13 protein-coding genes, 1 other RNA gene and 1 pseudogene are annotated in these 17,542 nt (G+C 59.4%); 5 read left to right on the top strand and 10 right to left on the bottom strand.

What is annotated here, in order from left to right; translation table 11 throughout:
- Positions 1 to 158: 158 nt before the first annotated feature.
- Both rnpB and rsmI read right to left on the bottom strand, forming a co-directional pair.
- Positions 159 to 509: RNase P RNA component class A (gene rnpB / locus AB4O41_RS22340), an RNA gene on the bottom strand.
- A 73-nt stretch (positions 510 to 582) separates the two neighbouring features.
- Entirely contained in the window at positions 583 to 1,488 is a 906-nt protein-coding gene (gene rsmI, locus AB4O41_RS22335) for a 16S rRNA (cytidine(1402)-2'-O)-methyltransferase (RefSeq protein ID WP_460144734.1), read from the bottom strand.
- Positions 1,489 to 1,665: 177 nt separating this feature from the next.
- On the opposite strand from rsmI, the gene AB4O41_RS22330 reads away from it, so the two are divergent.
- The 4 genes and pseudogenes from AB4O41_RS22330 to AB4O41_RS22315 all read left to right on the top strand — a co-directional run bounded on the left by AB4O41_RS22330 (position 1,666) and on the right by AB4O41_RS22315 (position 5,111).
- Entirely contained in the window at positions 1,666 to 3,477 is a 1,812-nt protein-coding gene (locus AB4O41_RS22330) for a penicillin-binding protein activator (RefSeq protein ID WP_460144733.1), read from the top strand.
- Positions 3,477 to 3,839 (top strand): YraN family protein, encoded by a 363-nt coding sequence (locus tag AB4O41_RS22325; RefSeq protein WP_007904371.1) that lies wholly within the window; start codon positions 3,477 to 3,479, stop codon positions 3,837 to 3,839. The genes AB4O41_RS22330 and AB4O41_RS22325 overlap by 1 nt, the downstream gene beginning before the upstream one ends.
- Before the next feature lie 104 nt (positions 3,840 to 3,943).
- Positions 3,944 to 4,536 (top strand): annotated as a pseudogene (locus AB4O41_RS22320) (phosphoheptose isomerase).
- Entirely contained in the window at positions 4,533 to 5,111 is a 579-nt protein-coding gene (locus tag AB4O41_RS22315; protein WP_460144732.1) for a BON domain-containing protein, read from the top strand. Before AB4O41_RS22320 ends, AB4O41_RS22315 begins: the two are co-directional and overlap by 4 nt.
- Before the next feature lie 93 nt (positions 5,112 to 5,204).
- Here AB4O41_RS22315 and AB4O41_RS22310 read toward each other — a convergent pair whose 3' ends face one another.
- Positions 5,205 to 5,516: a YqfO family protein gene (locus tag AB4O41_RS22310; RefSeq protein ID WP_038981681.1), complete on the bottom strand. Its 312-nt coding sequence runs from the start codon at positions 5,514 to 5,516 to the stop codon at positions 5,205 to 5,207.
- A gap of 5 nt (positions 5,517 to 5,521) precedes the next feature.
- Positions 5,522 to 9,418 carry a phosphoribosylformylglycinamidine synthase gene (purL, locus tag AB4O41_RS22305; RefSeq protein WP_460144731.1) on the bottom strand — a complete coding sequence of 1,299 codons (3,897 nt, stop codon included), beginning with the start codon at positions 9,416 to 9,418 and terminating at the stop codon, positions 5,522 to 5,524.
- Between the two features lie 274 nt (positions 9,419 to 9,692).
- On the opposite strand from purL, the gene mltF reads away from it, so the two are divergent.
- Complete coding sequence (gene mltF, locus AB4O41_RS22300) at positions 9,693 to 11,153, top strand: membrane-bound lytic murein transglycosylase MltF (protein WP_460144730.1); 1,461 nt, start codon at positions 9,693 to 9,695, stop codon at positions 11,151 to 11,153.
- A gap of 128 nt (positions 11,154 to 11,281) precedes the next feature.
- Here mltF and pdxJ read toward each other — a convergent pair whose 3' ends face one another.
- The 6 genes from pdxJ to lepA form a co-directional block, all read right to left on the bottom strand.
- Positions 11,282 to 12,028: a pyridoxine 5'-phosphate synthase gene (pdxJ, locus tag AB4O41_RS22295; RefSeq protein ID WP_460144729.1), complete on the bottom strand. Its 747-nt coding sequence runs from the start codon at positions 12,026 to 12,028 to the stop codon at positions 11,282 to 11,284.
- A gap of 99 nt (positions 12,029 to 12,127) precedes the next feature.
- Positions 12,128 to 12,814, bottom strand: a complete 687-nt coding sequence (gene recO, locus AB4O41_RS22290; protein WP_460144728.1) for a DNA repair protein RecO — start codon at positions 12,812 to 12,814, stop codon at positions 12,128 to 12,130.
- A 169-nt stretch (positions 12,815 to 12,983) separates the two neighbouring features.
- Positions 12,984 to 13,886 (bottom strand): GTPase Era, encoded by a 903-nt coding sequence (gene era / locus AB4O41_RS22285; protein WP_367372862.1) that lies wholly within the window; start codon positions 13,884 to 13,886, stop codon positions 12,984 to 12,986.
- A complete protein-coding gene (rnc, locus tag AB4O41_RS22280; protein ID WP_007905528.1) occupies positions 13,879 to 14,568 on the bottom strand; it encodes a ribonuclease III in 690 nt (229 codons plus the stop codon). The genes era and rnc overlap by 8 nt, the downstream gene beginning before the upstream one ends.
- Before the next feature lie 184 nt (positions 14,569 to 14,752).
- Positions 14,753 to 15,607, bottom strand: coding sequence for a signal peptidase I (gene lepB / locus AB4O41_RS22275; RefSeq protein ID WP_460144727.1), 855 nt, complete (start codon positions 15,605 to 15,607; stop codon positions 14,753 to 14,755).
- Between the two features lie 5 nt (positions 15,608 to 15,612).
- Positions 15,613 to 17,412 (bottom strand): translation elongation factor 4, encoded by a 1,800-nt coding sequence (gene lepA / locus AB4O41_RS22270; protein ID WP_090188076.1) that lies wholly within the window; start codon positions 17,410 to 17,412, stop codon positions 15,613 to 15,615.
- Positions 17,413 to 17,542: the final 130 nt, after the last annotated feature.

Here is a 17,542-nt window from a genome sequence, read left to right as displayed (position 1 = left end):
ACTTGAATCAGCACAGAAGGCTGCGCTCAGAAGTTAAAGTAGTTTGTTAAGAGTAAGATTTTTTCGGTATTACAAAAGCGCTTCTGCTATTGATTCAGCAGGGAGGGAAATTGCCATTACACACATCGCTGCCAATGACTCGGCAGAGAGGAAAAAAGGTGGAGAGTCGATCTGTAAGCCGGGTTCTGTCTTGAACAGTCATTCGTCTACGATGGCCATCACTGGACATCTTTAGCAACCTACCCGGTCCCAGCGCGGGCCACGCCTTGGGACCCTATTTGGTCTTGCTCCAAGTGGGGTTTACCTAGCCACGAACTGTTGCCAGACGTGCGGTGCGCTCTTACCGCACCTTTTCACCCTTACCGGCGCCGAAGCGCTTAGGCGGTTATTTTCTGTGGCACTTTCCGTAGGCTCACGCCTCCCAGGCATTACCTGGCACTTCGCCCTATGGAGCCCGGACTTTCCTCCCCCTAATTTTCATAGAGGGCAGCGACTGTCCGATCGACTCTCCGCCGCGAAGATTAACGGCAGAGCGGCCGAAGAACAAGCGCTAAAAGCCTCTGGCCGGCGCTGCATGTCGGTTTACTCGCCCTTCTGTTTATCCAGCGCGACCTGATAGAGCACATTCTTGCGTTCGCCGGTAATTTGCGCGGCCAATGCCGCCGCTCGCTTGAGCGGCATCTCTTCGAGTAACAGGTTGAGAATACGCATCGCCTCACTGCTGACAGCGTCTTCGGTTTCGGGGGCAGTCCAGCCCGCCACCAGCACTACACACTCGCCGCGCTGCTGATTGCTGTCCGATTCGACGAACTCGCGCAACTCGGCCAACGGCAAGCCTTTGAGTGTTTCGAAAGTCTTGGTCAGTTCCCGCGCCAGTAATGCCGGACGCTCGCCACCGAATACCAGTTCCATGTCTTGCAGGCACTCGAGGATACGGTGCGGTGCTTCATAGAAAATCAGCGTGCGCGGTTCTTCTTTAACGAGTTCCAGACGAGCACGTCGGCCGACAGCCTTGGCCGGCAAAAAACCTTCGAAGATGAAACGGTCGGACGGCAGCCCCGCCGCCGACAACGCCGCAATCAATGCACACGCACCTGGAACCGGCACCACATTGATTCCCGCGGCACGGGCCTGACGCACCAGGTGATAACCCGGATCGGAAATCAGGGGTGTCCCGGCGTCGGAAATCAGCGCCACATCGTCGCCGGCCAGCAGACGCGTGATAAAGCGGTTACCCTCCTCCCGCTCGTTATGTTCATGGCAGGCCGCCAGTGGCGTGGGAATGCCGAAATGCTGCATCAATCGCTGGGAATGGCGAGTATCTTCGGCCGCGATCAAAGCGACGTCGCGCAGAATTTTCAGCGCCCGCGCACTGATATCGTCCAGGTTGCCGATGGGCGTCGCCACCACATAAAGGGAGCCAGCAGCGGAATTCAAAGCACCTGGAGCAGTCAAAGCGCACACCTCATGATCGGTAAAAAGCGGCATTGTAGCGCGTAGCGGCACTTGCGATACGTCTCACCCTTCCTGGGTTTTCCAGCCTTTTGTGCCGTACTGCAACATTTGCACGAGCTAAATTGATCGATTCACGCCAGTAGCATCGCGCCCCGGCCAGTGCTTGGGTACAATTCCACGCTAATTTGATCGAGTATCAGGAACACTTACATGATCGCTTGCCTGCGGCTGTTCACTGCCCTCTGCCTCGCTGCCTTGTTGGCGGCTTGCGCCAGCTCGCCCTCCTCCAGCCTTGGCGAACTTCCACGGACCCCGGACGCCAGTATCGAGCAACTGCTCGAACAGGCCACTAAAAGCAAAGATCCGGAAAAAGCCGCACTGTTGCGCTTGAGCGCAGCAGACCTGGCTTATCGTCAGGGCAATGCCGGCCAGTCCGCGCAAATCCTGCAACAGGTCCCGGTGGAACAACTCAAGCCTGGCCAACAAGTTTTCGCCAGCACCCTGGCGGCTGAACTGGCCATGACCCGCAATCAGCCCAAAGCGGCGCTGACTGCCCTGAGCCATCCGAGCCTGCAACGCCTGAGCGAACTGCCCGTCGAGCAACAGGTTCGCACCGGCACCGTACATGCTCGCGCCCTTGAGGCCGACGGCCAGACCCTGAACGCCGCACGGGAGCGCATCTTTATTGCCCCGATGCTTGAAGGTGAAGCAGCCAGCAAAAACCACGAAGCAATCTGGACCCTGATCGCTTCGCTGCCGACCGATCAATTGCAGCCGACCACCGACGATGACCTCGGCGGCTGGATACGTCTGGCGCTGGCAGTGAAAACAGCCGGCACTCTGGAACAGCAGCAAGCCGCGATCGACACCTGGCGCGAACAGAATCCAAAGCACCCGGCTGCCATCCAGCTGCCGCTGCCACTGACCAAACTCAAGGAACTGGCCAGCCAGCCCCTGAGCAAGATCGCCCTGCTGCTGCCGCAAGACGGCCCGCTGGGTTCGGTTGGCAAAGCACTGCGCGAAGGCTTCATGGCCGCTCACTACCAGGCGCAACAAGCCGGGCAGAAGCCGCCAGCCATCGAGTTCTATGACAGCTCGCGCCTGACCTCCCTCGATGAGTTCTATCGCAAGGCCCAGGCCGATGGCGTGCAACTGGTGATCGGCCCGCTGGAGAAGCCGCTGGTCAAACAGCTCAGCGCGCGCCCGCAACTGCCGATCACTACCCTGGCGCTGAACTACAGCGAAGGAGAACAAGGTCCGGCCCAACTGTTCCAGTTCGGCCTTGCCGCTGAAGACGAAGCCCGCGAAGTGTCCCGTCGTGCGCGCGCCGATGGCCTGCACCGCGCCGCCATCATGGTGCCGAAAGGCGAATGGGGTGATCGCGTACTCAGGGCATTCAGCCAGGATTGGCAAGCCAACGGTGGCAGCATCGTCGCTACCGAACGCGTCGACCAGCCGGTGCAACTGGCCCAGCAGATTGCCGACATGTTCCAGTTGCGCCAGAGCGAAGGCCGCGCCAAGAGCCTGCAAAGCACCGTTGGCTCGCAGGTTGCCGCCCAACCTTCGCGTCGTCAGGACATCGAGTTCATCTTCCTGGCCGCGACGCCGCAACAGGCTCAACAGATCAAACCGACCCTTAACTTCCAGTACGCGGGGGACGTGCCGGTTTACGCCACCTCCCACGTGTTCAGCGCCAGTGGCGACCAGAACCAGTACAACGACATGAACGGTATTCGCTTCTGCGAAACCCCATGGCTGCTGGATGCCAACGACCCGTTGCGCAAACAAGTCACTGCACAATGGCCACAAGCCGGCGGCAGCTTGGGCCGCCTGTACGCGATGGGCGTTGACGCCTATCGCCTGGCACCGCGCCTGGGGCAACTCAAGGCCTTGCCGGACAGCCGCATCCAGGGTCAATCGGGCAGCCTGGGCATGACTCAGAATCAACGGGTTGAGCGTCAGTTGCCATGGGCAGAGTTCACCAACGGTCAGGTTCAACGCCTGCCGGACACCTCGCGCTGATGCCTGACAGGTCACGCCAGCAAAGCGGTAAAGATGCCGAGCGTCATGCGCTCGAGCATCTTCAGCAACAAGGTCTGCGCCTGCTGGCGCAGAACTGGTTGTGTAAACGCGGCGAGCTTGATCTGGTCATGCTTGATGGCGATACAGTAGTATTCGTCGAAGTCCGCTACAGAAAAAACACCCAATGGGGTGGCGCGCTCGATAGCATCGATGGGCGCAAACGGCAGAAACTGATTTTTGCCGCGCAGTATTTTCTTCAGCGCGAGTCGCGTTGGGCCAATTCCCCCTGCCGCTTCGACGTGGTTGCCATCGACAGCAACCTTGATCAGTTGAATTGGTTGCAGAATGCCTTCGACAGCTGATCGCTTGCACCTCGAACCGGACACCTTCACCCAACACTTTTGCTCTTTGCTTTGCGGGCTGCACATTCATGTGCCAAGTAGCCGCGCTAATTAAGGTCACACAGATGGACATGCAATCCCGAATTCGCCAGCTTTTTCAGGCCAGTATCGACACCAAGCAAATGGCGATGGACGTACTTGCACCGCACATCGAGCAAGCCAGCCAAGTGATGGTCAACGCCCTGCTCAACGAAGGCAAAATGCTTTCCTGCGGCAACGGCGGCTCTGCGGGTGATGCCCAGCACTTTTCATCCGAGCTGCTCAACCGCTTCGAGCGCGAGCGCCCGAGTCTTCCCGCCATCGCGCTGACCACCGACAGCTCGACAATCACCTCGATTGCCAACGATTACAGCTACAACGAAATCTTCTCCAAACAGATTCGTGCCCTCGGCCAGCCGGGTGATGTTTTGCTGGCAATTTCCACCAGCGGCAACTCGGCGAACATAATTCAAGCGATCCAGGCCGCACATGATCGCGAAATGATTGTCGTAGCATTGACCGGTCGTGATGGCGGCGGCATGGCGTCACTGCTTTGCCTGAGGACGTCGAGATTCGCGTACCGGCCAACGTCACCGCACGTATTCAGGAAGTCCACCTGCTGGCGATCCATTGCCTTTGCGATTTGATCGACAGCCAACTGTTCGGGAGTGAAGAATGACCCCTAATCGCCTAGGCCTTCTGGCCTTGACCCTGTGCCTTGGCATCAGTGGCTGCACCTCGGTGGTTAACGCCAGCCGTGAAGCGCCGATCGACGATGACCGTGGCACCCGTACCTTCGGCAGCAAGATCGACGACTCCCTGATCGAAACCAAGGCCGGTGTAAACATCGCCAAGGCCGATCCGGACCTGGACAACAACTCGCACATCGTCATCACCAGCTTCAACGGCGTGGTGCTGCTCGCCGGGCAAACCCCTCGCGCCGACCTCAAGGCCAAGGCCGAACAGGTTGCCGCCTCTGTTCAGCGGGTAAAGAAGGTACACAACGAACTGCAAGTACTGGCGCCCTCGTCGCTGCTGGCGCGTCAGAACGACACCTGGCTGACCACCAAGATCAAGACCCAGATGCTCACCGACGCCTCCATCCCGGGTTCGCGTATCAAAGTCGTGACCGAAAATGGCATCGTCTACTTGCTGGGTCTGCTGACCAAGCAGGAAGCAGCCCAGGCGACCAATCTGGTACAAGGCGTTTCCGGCGTGCAGAAGATCGTGAAGTTGTTTGAGTACATCGACTGATCGGCTTGTTGGAGATAGCGCCCATGCCAGGCGCATATAAAAAAACCCGCTGAAATCACTTCAGCGGGTTTTTCATTTCAACGGCCACGAAGATCAGAAATCCTCCAACCGCCATACCTCATAAGCCGGCGTCTCATAGGGATGACTCTCTTTCAGAGCCACCACCACCGCCCGAATCAACTCATCGCTGACCACAAGCTCAACCTTCCATTCCTCAACCTGCTCGACCTGCCCCGCCTCACCAATAAACGGCTGACTGCCATCCAGTGGACGAAACTGACCCAACCCAAACACCTGCCACGCACAGTGATCATAAGCCCCGATCCGCCCGCCACCGGCAGCGAACACAGCGCTTTTGACCACTTCGACATGACTGGCCGGAACAAAAAAACTGAGCTTGTACACGGCGCTTAGTTAACCCAGACGCGAGCGTTACGGAACATACGCATCCAAGGTGCGTCTTCGTTCCAGTCTTCCGAACGCCACGAGTTCTGCACCGCACGGAATACACGCTCCGGATGCGGCATCATGATGGTCACGCGACCGTCACGGCTGGTAAGCCCGGTGATACCGCGCGGCGAGCCGTTCGGGTTGGCCGGGTAGTTTTCGGTGACCTTGCCGTGATTGTCGACGAAACGCATCGCCACACAACCCGACAGATCAGCTTCCAGCAACGCTTCTTCGCTGGCGAATTCGGCATGGCCTTCACCGTGCGCGATGGCGATCGGCATGCGCGAACCGGCCATGCCTTGCAGGAAGATCGAGTTCGACTCCTGGATCTGTACCATCGCCACGCGAGCTTCGAACTGCTCGGAACGGTTGCGCACGAAGTGCGGCCAGAACTCGCTGCCCGGAATCAGCTCGTGCAGGTTGGACATCATCTGGCAACCGTTGCACACGCCGAGGGTGAAGCTGTCGTTACGTTCGAAGAAGCCCTGGAAGGCATCGCGAGCGCGGCTGTTGAACAGCGCAGACTTGGCCCAGCCTTCGCCGGCACCCAGTACGTCGCCGTACGAGAAACCGCCGCAAGCCACCAGACCTTTGAACTCGTTCAGGTCGACACGGCCGGCCAGAATATCGCTCATGTGCACGTCGATTGCGTTGAAACCGGCGCGGTCGAACGCGGCCGCCATTTCCACCTGACCGTTGACGCCCTGCTCACGCAGCACGGCAACCTGAGGGCGAATGCCTTTCTTGATGTAAGGCGCGGCGACGTCCTGGTTGACGTCGTAGCCGAGCTTGACGCTCAGGCCCGGGTTGTCTTCTTCCAGCAGCACGTCGAATTCTTGTTCGGCGCAGTCGGCGTTATCACGCAGACGCTGGATCTGGTAGCTGGTTTCAGCCCACTGACGTTGCAGCAGACGACGCTGACCTTCGAACACGGTGTCGCCGTTGAACGTGATGCTGATCTCGCCGTTGTTCATCGGCTGACCGATCACCGACACGCAGTCACCCAAGCCCGCTGCGCTGAACTGCGCGAGGATGTCTGGAGTGGCGTCCTGGCGAACCTGAATCACAGCGCCCAGTTCTTCGTTGAACAGGATCGCGGCGATGTCGGCGGAGGTTTCTGCCAGACCGTCGAGGTTCAGGCTCAGGCCGCAGTGGCCAGCGAAGGCCATTTCCACCACGCTGGTCAGCAGACCACCGTCGGAACGGTCGTGGTAAGCCAGCAAGTGACCGTCGGCGTTGAGGCCCTGGATCACGGCGAAGAAGGCTTTCAGGTCTTCGGCGTCATCGACGTCCGGGGCCTGCTTGCCGAGTTTGCCGTGAACCTGAGCGAGGATCGAAGCGCCCATGCGGTTCTGACCGCGACCGAGGTCGATCAGGATCAGGTCGGTGGTGCCCTTGTCCATGCGCAGTTGCGGGGTCATGGTCTGACGGATGTCAGCCACGGGCGCGAAACCGGTCACGATCAGCGACATCGGCGAAGTCACAGTCTTGTCGACGCCGTCGTCGTTCCAACGGGTGGCCATGGACATGGAGTCCTTGCCCACCGGAATGGTGATGCCGAGGTCCGGGCACAATTCCATGCCGACCGCTTTCACGGTGTCGTACAGACGCGCGTCTTCACCCGGGTGACCGGCGGCGGACATCCAGTTCGCCGACAGTTTGATGTCGGAGATTTTGGCGATGCGCGACGCCGCGATGTTGGTCAGGGTTTCGCCGATGGCCATGCGGCCCGACGCCGGAGCGTCCAGCAGAGCCAGCGGAGTGCGCTCGCCCATGGCCATGGCTTCACCGGTGTAGACGTCGAAGCTGGTGGCGGTGACGGCAACGTCAGCCACCGGAACCTGCCACGGGCCGACCATCTGATCACGGGCCACGAGGCCGGTGATGGTGCGGTCGCCGATGGTGATCAGGAAGCTTTTGCTGGCCACGGCAGGGTGATGCAGAACGCGTTCGACGCTGTCGGCGATCTCGAGGGTCGACGGATCAAAATCGTCGCCCAGCTCGTTTTCGCGAACGGCCGAACGGTGCATGCGCGGGGCTTTGCCCAGCAGCACTTCGAGCGGCATGTCCACCGGACTGTTGCCGAAGTGGCTATCCGTGACAGTAAGCTGCGGCTCGGCAGTGGCTTCGCCGACCACGGCAAACGGGCAACGCTCACGTTCGCAGATCGCCTGGAAGCGTTCGAAGTCCGCAGGGCCGACTGCCAGAACGTAGCGTTCCTGGGATTCGTTACTCCAGATTTCGTGCGGGGCCATGCCCGGCTCGTCGTTTGGAATGTTGCGCAGTTCGAAGCGACCGCCACGGTTGCCGTCGTTGACCAGTTCCGGGAAGGCGTTGGACAGACCGCCCGCGCCGACGTCGTGGATGAAGCTGATCGGGTTTTTGTCACCCAACTGCCAGCAACGGTCGATGACTTCCTGGCAGCGACGTTCCATTTCCGGGTTTTCGCGCTGTACGGATGCGAAATCCAGATCCGCCGAGCTGGTGCCGGTGGCCATGGAGGAAGCCGCGCCGCCGCCCAGGCCAATGAGCATTGCCGGGCCGCCAAGAACGATCAGCTTGGAGCCGACGGTGATCTCGCCTTTCTGTACGTGTTCGGCACGGATGTTACCCATGCCGCCAGCCAGCATGATCGGCTTGTGGTAACCACGAACTTCGTCGCCACGCGGGGTGGTGATCGATTGTTCGAAGGTACGGAAATAGCCGGTCAGGGCCGGACGACCGAATTCGTTGTTGAACGCGGCGCCACCCAATGGGCCTTCGATCATGATGTCCAGCGCGGTAACGATGCGCTCAGGCTTGCCGTACGGCACTTCCCACGGCTGCTCGAAGCCCGGGATTTGCAGGTTGGACACGGTGAAACCAGTCAGGCCAGCCTTTGGCTTGGCGCCGCGACCGGTTGCGCCTTCGTCGCGAATCTCACCGCCGCTACCGGTGGATGCGCCCGGGAACGGGGCAATCGCGGTCGGGTGGTTGTGAGTTTCGACTTTCATCAGGATATGCACCGGTTCCTGCACCGCGCCGTACTGGCGGGTTTCAGGGTCCGGGAAGAAACGGCCGGCAACGGAGCCGACAATCACCGAGGCGTTGTCCTTATAAGCCGACAAAACACCTTCGCTGTGCATCTGATAGGTGTTCTTGATCATGCCGAACAGGCTTTTTTCCTGGCTCTGACCGTCGATGTCCCAACTTGCGTTGAAGATCTTGTGACGGCAGTGCTCGGAGTTCGCCTGAGCAAACATCATCAGTTCGATGTCGTGCGGATTGCGTTTCAAGCCGACGAAGGCGTTGACCAGATAGTCGATTTCGTCTTCGGCCAGCGCCAGGCCCAGCTCGGTGTTGGCTTTTTCCAGCGCGGCGCGGCCGCCACCCAACACGTCGATCGCGGTCAGGGGCTTGGGCTCGGCGTGGCTGAACAGGCCGGCGGCTTGTTCGAGGTTACCGAGGACGATCTGGGTCATACGGTCATGCAGCGCGTCCGAGATCAGCTGCGCTTCGGCGTCGCTGAACTGGCCGGCGACGTAGAACGCGATACCGCGCTCCAGGCGCTGGATCTTGGTAAGACCACAGTTGCGAGCGATGTCGCTGGCTTTACTGGACCACGGTGAGATGGTGCCGAAACGTGGCAACACCAGAAACAGACGACCGGTTGGCTCTTGTACTGGAACGCTTGGGCCGTACTTCAGAAGGCGCGCGAGCACCTGCTGTTCGTCGCCGGTCAGGACGCCGGTAACTTCGGCGAAGTGAGCGAATTCAGCATACAAGCCACTGACAGCCGGAACCTTCTGGCTCAGTTGCTCAAGGAGTTTGCTGTGGCGAAAGGCAGAAAGGGCAGGAGCGCCGCGCAGGATCAACATCTTCGGGACAGCCTCGGGAAGGGGTGTGCTTTGAGGCCGTGCATTCTAGCCTAAACCGCCCGCGACAGCACCCGAAACGGTACGCACGGCTGTACCCGAACGTCGGGCCGGGTATTCGGGCCCGAAACAGGTGCGTGTCGAGGGTTATTTTTTCTGTCACAAAATGCTGTTCAGGCCCATTCCTGCGGGCTCCAAGCGGGTTATAGACGCTCTAGCAGACAAGCCCTTTGCTGTCGAGATATGGCGCTCGTGGTCCTTTGCGTATACTGCGCAGATGTTTTCCCCAACGGCTTTGCGTCCGCGGTATGCCAAATGGCTGATCGCAACCGGACTCTTCCTGATGCTCAGCGGCTGTGTTGATAAACCCAACACGCTGGAGCGCGTAAAGGAGGATGGCGTGCTGCGGGTGGTTACCCGTAACAGTCCCGCCACCTACTTTCAGGATCGCAACGGTGAAACCGGCTTCGAATACGAGCTGGTGAAGCGCTTCGCCGACGATCTGGGGGTGGAACTCAAGATCGAAACCGCCGACAACCTCGATGACCTGTTCAGTCAGGTGGGCAAGCCCAATGGCCCGGTGCTGGCTGCTGCCGGCCTGGTCAGCAGCGAGCAACGTAAAAGACAGGTGCGGTTTTCCCACTCCTACCTCGAAGTCACCCCACAGATCATCTACCGCAACGGCCAGTCACGGCCGACCGACGCAGGCGACCTGGTCGGCAAGAAGATCATGGTGCTCAAGGGCAGCACTCACGCCGAGCAATTGGCAGAGCTGAAAAAGAAATATCCCGGCATTGAATACGAAGAGTCCGACGCGGTTGAAGTGGTCGACTTGCTGCGCATGGTCGACGAAGCCCAGATCGATCTGACCCTGGTCGATTCCAACGAAGTCGCGATGAACCAGGTGTACTTCCCCAACGTGCGGGTCGCCTTCGATCTTGGTGACGCCAGTAATCAGAGCTGGGCCGTGGCCGCTGGCGAAGACAACAGCCTGCTCAACGAGATCAACACCTACCTCGACAAGGTGAAGAAAAACGGCACCCTGCAACGTCTGAAAGATCGTTACTACGGCCACGTCGATGTACTCGGCTACATGGGCGCCACCACCTTCGCCCAGCACTTGCAGCAACGGCTGCCAAAATACGAACAGCACTTCAAGGCGTACGCCAAGAAAGAAAAAGTCGACTGGCGCCTGCTGGCGGCGATCGGTTATCAGGAATCACTGTGGCAAGCGGCGGTCACGTCCAAGACCGGCGTACGCGGATTGATGATGCTGACCCAGAACACGGCGCAAGCGATGGGCGTATCCAATCGCCTTGACCCCAAACAAAGCATCATGGGTGGCGCGAAGTACCTGGCCTACATGAAGGATCAATTGGACGAGTCGATCCAGGAGCCGGATCGTACGTGGTTCGCACTGGCAGCCTACAACGTCGGCAGCGGCCACCTGGATGACGCACGCAAACTGGCGGCCAAGGAAGGCCTGAACCCGGACAAGTGGCTGGACGTGAAGAAAATCCTGCCGCGTCTTTCCGAGAAGAAGTGGTTCAGCAAAACCCGTTACGGCTACGCCCGGGGCGGCGAACCGGTGCACTTCGTGGCAAACATTCGTCGTTACTACGACATCCTGACGTGGGTCACGCAGCCGCAACTGGAAGGCAATCAGATCGCTGAGGGCAATCTGCATGTGCCGGGGGTCGACAAGACCAAGCCGAGCCAGGAAACCCCTCCGCTCTAAATCTTCGCTGCCTTCAAGGACGCCATCGCGGACAAGCCACGCTCCCACAGGTCCGCGTCGAGTACATAGTTGTCGTTCAACTCGGACCTGTGGGAGCGTGGCTTGCCCGCGATGGCAGCGCCGCCGATCTAACCTTTCAACGCAGCTGCCAGAATCAGCGCTTTCATCTCCGACACCGCCGACTTGAACCCGACGAACAACGCATGAGCCACCAATGCATGGCCGATGTTCAGTTCGTTGATGCCCTTGATCGCCGCAACAGCCTCGACGTTGTGATAGTGCAGGCCGTGACCGGCGTTGACGATCAGGCCCTGGGCCAGGCCGAAGGCCACGCCATTGGCCACGCGCTTCAGCTCCTCGGCCACTGCAGTCGGCGTCTCGGCGTCCGCATAACGCCCGGTGTGCAATTCAATGGCTGGCGCACCAATACGACGGGATGCTTCGATCTGCCGCTCGTCCGCGTCGATGAACAGCGACACTTCACAGCCGATCTTCGCCAGGCGATCCACCGCTGCCTTGATTCGCGCCTCCTGCCCTGCCACGTCCAGACCGCCTTCGGTGGTCAGCTCCTGACGGGTTTCCGGGACCAGGCAAATATGTGCCGGGCGAATGCGTTCGGCGAAAGCCATCATTTCTTCGGTGACGCCCATTTCGAAGTTCATGCGGGTTTGCAGCACGTCCTTGAGCAACAGGACGTCGCGCTCCTGAATGTGCCGGCGGTCTTCGCGCAGGTGCACGGTGATGCCGTCAGCGCCCGCCTCTTCCGCATCCAGCGCTGCCTTGACCGGATCCGGGTAGCGAGTACCCCGGGCCTGACGCAGGGTGGCAACGTGGTCGATGTTCACGCCAAGAAGAATGCGATTGCTGGTGGTCACGGAAGCGCTCCTGAAAATAAGGGAAAGTTCGGTGCACAGCATACACGGGGAGCTTGGGTCTGTTGACGCAAGCATCACCAACTCCTATGGCTTGCGACACTATGGCTTGCGAAACAACTCGCGACTGACCAGAGGACGCCCGCCCAGATGAACGGCCAATGCCTGACGCATCAAGCGCTTGGCGGCGGACAGTGCGCCGGGCGCGGACCAGTCGGCATCGGCCATCGCCAGCAGTTCAGTGCCGTTGAACAGGCCCGGTTGCAGCAGATAGACCCGCTCCAGGCCTGCATCCACTTGCAAGCGGTAGAGGCCATCTGGCGCAATGGGGTCGCCGTGGATGTCGATGCTCAATGCAAAGCCGTAACCGAGGTCGTCGAGCAGACGCCATTCGAAAGAGCGCAGCAACGGCTCCAGCGGGCGGCCTTCGGCCAGGGCGAGCAAGGTCGCGGCGTAGTGATCGAAAACCGCGGGATGAGGGTCTTCGGCGGGCAGCAGGCGAATCAGCAATTCGTTGAGATAAAGACCGCTGAACAGCGCCTCGCCGTTGAGCCAGGTGGAAACACCAGCGCTTTCCATGCGGCCGACATTTTTCAACTCGCCTCGGCCACGGAACTCGACTTCCAGCGGCACGAACGGCCGCGCCAACGTCCCTGCCTTGCCCCGCGCGCTACGCAACACCGCGCGCAGCCGACCTTGCGGCGTAAGGAAATCCACCAGCGCGCTGCTTTCGCGGTAGGCGCGGGAGTGGAGGACGTAGGCGGGTTGGCCGATGGGGGTTTGAGACATGGGAGTCAGAGTTCTCAATGACGGAACGCAGTTTTACAAACAACCCAAAACCAATGTGGGAGCGGGCTTGCTCGCGAAAGCGGTATAACAGTCAACATCAATGCTGAATGTTACATCCTCTTCGCGAGCAAGCCCGCTCCCACAGTAGATCTATGTGCTGCCAAACGGTTTACAGGTCGCCGTAACCCAGCGAACGCAACGCACGTTCGTCATCGGACCAGCCGCCCTTAACCTTGACCCACAGGTTGAGCATGATCTTGGAGTCGAACAGCAGCTCCATGTCCTTGCGCGCCTCGGTGCCGATGCGCTTGATGCGCTCGCCTTTGTCGCCAATGATGATTTTCTTCTGACCGTCACGTTCGACGAGGATCAAGGCATGAATGTGCAGGGTCTTGCCCTGCTGCTTGAACTCTTCGATTTCCACGGTGATCTGGTACGGCAGCTCGGCGCCCAACTGGCGCATGATTTTCTCGCGCACCAGTTCGGCGGCGAGGAAACGGCTGCTGCGGTCAGTGATCTGATCTTCCGGGAAGAAGTGATCGTTTTCCGGCAGGTGCTCGGCGATCACTCGTTCCAGCGCGTCCAGGTTGTGCCCGTGCTGGGCCGAGATCGGCATGATCTGCGCGTTCGGCAGCTGCTCCTGCAACCAGCTCAGGTGCGGCATCAGCTCGGATTTGTCTTCGATGCGGTCGGTCTTGTTCAACGCCACGATCAGCGGGCCGGTCACGTACTGCACTCGTTCGAGGACCATCTGGTCTTCGTCGGTCCACTTGGTGCGGTCAACCACGAAGATCACCACGTCGACGTCTTTCAACGCCGCCGAAGCGGTTTTGTTCATGTAACGGTTCAGAGCCTTTTCGCCGCCCTTGTGCATGCCCGGGGTGTCGACGTAGATCGCCTGAACGGCGCCTTCGGTCTTGATGCCGAGCATGTTGTGACGGGTGGTCTGCGGCTTGCGCGAGGTGATCGCCAGCTTCTGACCCAGAATATGGTTCAGCAGCGTGGACTTGCCCACGTTGGGACGGCCGACGATGGCAACATAGCCACAGCGAGTTGCGGTTGTATCAGTCATTGCCATTCTCCACACCCAGGGCAATCAGTGCTGCGGCGGCCGCTACCTGTTCGGCAATACGACGACTCACACCCTGACCTCGGCTTTTTTCATTCAGTAAGATGATTTCGCATTCGACGAAGAACGTCCGGCAATGCGGCTCACCCTGGATATCCACCACTTCGTAACGCGGCAGCTCACAACCACGGGACTGCAGGAATTCCTGCAGGCGGGTTTTCGGATCTTTGTTGGTGTCGACCAGCGTCAGGCCTTCGAACTCTCCGGCCAGCCAGGCCAGCACGCGCTCGCGCGCCATGTCCATGCCGGCGTCAAGATAGATCGCACCGATCAGCGCTTCCAGGGCATCGGCCAGAATTGACTCGCGACGGAAACCGCCGCTTTTCAACTCGCCGGAGCCCAGGCGCAGGTATTCGCCCAGGTCAAAACCACGAGCCAGTACGGCCAGGGTCTCACCTTTCACCAAGCGGGCGCGCAAACGCGACAACTGGCCTTCGCGGGCCAACGGGAAGCGATCGAACAGCGCCTCGCCAGCGACGAAGTTGAGGATGGCATCACCGAGGAACTCCAGGCGTTCATTGTTGCGCCCGGCAAAGCTGCGGTGAGTCAGGGCCAGGACCATCAGTTCCTGGTCTTTGAAGGTGTAGCCGAGCTGACGCTCTAGACGGCTTAAGGAGACGCTCACGGTTTACCCACGCTGAGTTCGTGGCTGGATTCCACCGCCATCGCCGTGGTATGGCGCAGGCTTGGGACAATTAACGCTGTGTTCAAAAATAACGTCCTGAATATCGTTGTTTTCATGCTTCTGTCGCCGATTATGCCGGTTCCAGAAATGCATTCGGCGCTGTGTTCAACAGCGCCGTGTGTGATTACTTGATCAGGCCAACCCGCGAGAAATTCGGCAGGTGACTGAGTTTGGGTTCCGGCCAGCTCATCCAGACTGCGAAGGCCTTGCCGACGATATTCTTGTCGGGAACCATGCCCAGCAGATCCTTGGGAATGCTCGGATCATCCCAGTAGCGACTGTCGTTCGAGTTGTCGCGGTTGTCGCCCATCATGAAGTAGTGCCCGGCAGGCACGGTCCACGAATGATCCGGCGTTGCACGGTAGCGGCTCATTTCCTTGCGGATAAGGTGCTCGGCGACGCCGAGTTTTTCCTTGTAGAGCTCGGCGCTGCCCAACGTGCCCGGCTCGGAGCCGACCAGTTGTTCGGCAATCGACTCACCGTTGACGAACAGACGCTTGTCCGCGGTGTAGCGAATCTGGTCACCCGGCAGGCCCACCACACGCTTGATGTAATTGACGTTCGGGTCGCTCGGGTAGCGGAACACCATGACATCGCCGCGCTGCGGATCACCGACTTCGATGACTTTCTTGTCGATCACCGGCAGGCGGATCCCGTAAGAAAACTTGCTCACCAGAATGAAGTCGCCGACATCCAGGGTCGGTTTCATCGAGCCGGAAGGAATCTGGAACGGTTCCACCAGGAACGAACGCAGCACCAGCACGATGAACAACACCGGGAAAAACGACTTGCCGTATTCGACCAGCAGCGGCTCTTTGTTCAGTTTCTCGACCACCACCATGTCAGCCTGGCTGACGCTACCCTGGTAAGAGTTAATGGCAGCCCGGCGCCGTGGCGCCAGGAACAGCAAATCGAGCAACGCCAACAGGCCGCAGACAAACACGGCGATGACCAGCAACAGCGGGAAATTTAGTGACATAGGACCTAACTATCCAACCTGAGCACTGCAAGGAAGGCTTCTTGTGGAATCTCCACGTTACCGACCTGCTTCATGCGTTTTTTACCGGCCTTCTGCTTTTCCAACAGCTTGCGCTTACGACTAACGTCACCGCCGTAGCATTTGGCCAATACGTTCTTTCTGAGTGCCTTGACGGAAGTCCGCGCAATGATCTGCCCGCCGATGGCGGCCTGGATCGCGACGTCGAACATCTGGCGCGGAATCAGTTCTTTCATCTTCTCGGTCAACTGGCGACCTTTGTAGTGCGCATTGTCCCGGTGCACGATCAACGCCAAGGCGTCGACCTTGTCACCGTTGATCAGCACATCCAGTTTCACCAGACTAGCCGATTGGTAACGGTCGAAATGGTAATCCAGCGAAGCATAGCCGCGGCTGGTGGATTTCAGACGGTCGAAGAAGTCCAGGACCACTTCGTTCATCGGAATATCGTAGGTCACCTGGACCTGCGACCCGAGGAACAGCATGTCGTGCTGCACGCCACGCTTCTCGATGCACAGCGTAATGACGTTGCCCAGGTGCTCTTGCGGCACAAGAATATTGGCCCGCACGATCGGCTCACGCATGTCTTCGATCGAAGACACGTCCGGAAGCTTCGATGGGTTGTCGACGTAAATCGTTTCACCGGTTTTCAGCAACAGCTCGAAAATTACCGTTGGCGCCGTGGTGATCAGGTCCAGGTCGTACTCGCGCTCCAGGCGCTCCTGGATGATTTCCATGTGCAGCATGCCGAGGAACCCGCAACGGAAGCCGAAGCCCAGCGCGTCGGAGCTTTCCGGGGTGTACTGCAAGGACGAGTCGTTGAGGGTGAGCTTTTGCAGCGCTTCACGGAAATCTTCGAAGTCGTCGGAGCTGACCGGGAACAGACCGGCATACACCTGCGGCTGAATGCGTTTGAAACCTGGCAGCACGTCAACGTCTGGCGTGGAGCTCAAGGTCAGGGTGTCACCGACCGGTGCACCGTGAATGTCCTTGATGCCGGCGATGATGAAGCCTACTTCGCCCGCCTTCAGGTCAACGGTGGCAGTGTGTTTCGGGTTGAAGACACCGACGCTGTCCACCAAGTGGATCTTGCCGGTGGATTTAACCAGGATCTTGTCGCCCTTCTTCACACGACCATGACGCACGCGTACCAGGGAAACAACGCCCAGGTAGTTGTCGAACCAGGAGTCGATGATCAACGCTTGCAGCGGATCTTCGTAGTTGCCGGTCGGCGCAGGAATGGTGTGAACCAGGCGTTCGAGCACTTCGTCGACGCCCAGGCCAGTCTTGGCAGAGCACTCGACCGCATCGGTGGCATCGATGCCGATGATTTTTTCGATTTCTTCTTTGACGCGATCCGGATCGGCCTGTGGCAGGTCGATCTTGTTCAGGACTGGCATGACTTCCAGGCCCTGCTCGATCGCCGTGTAGCAGTTGGCAACCGACTGCGCCTCAACGCCCTGACCGGCATCGACCACCAGCAATGCACCTTCACAGGCCGCCAGCGACCGGCTGACTTCGTAGGTGAAGTCAACGTGGCCGGGGGTGTCAATGAAGTTCAGCTGGTACTTGATGCCATCGCGGGCGGTGTAATAAAGGGTGACGCTATGGGCCTTGATGGTGATCCCGCGTTCACGCTCCAGGTCCATGGAGTCCAGTACCTGGGCTTCCATTTCGCGCTCGGCAAGGCCGCCGCACATCTGGATGAAGCGATCGGCCAGCGTCGACTTGCCATGGTCAATGTGGGCGATGATGGAGAAATTGCGGATATGACTCAAATCACTCACGGATCAACACTCAAAAAGGCTGCAGGCATAGCCCGCCGAAAAATAGCCGGGAATTGTACCTGATCCACGGCGCAAGCGTCACGTTCGCAGGTCAGACGGCGCGTACAAAAACGCCCCGGTCTTGCGACCG

Source organism: Pseudomonas sp. S2_A02 (genome assembly GCF_054668495.1).
Note: the sequence above shows the minus strand (reverse complement) of the source record. Positions and strands in the feature narration are given on the sequence as shown.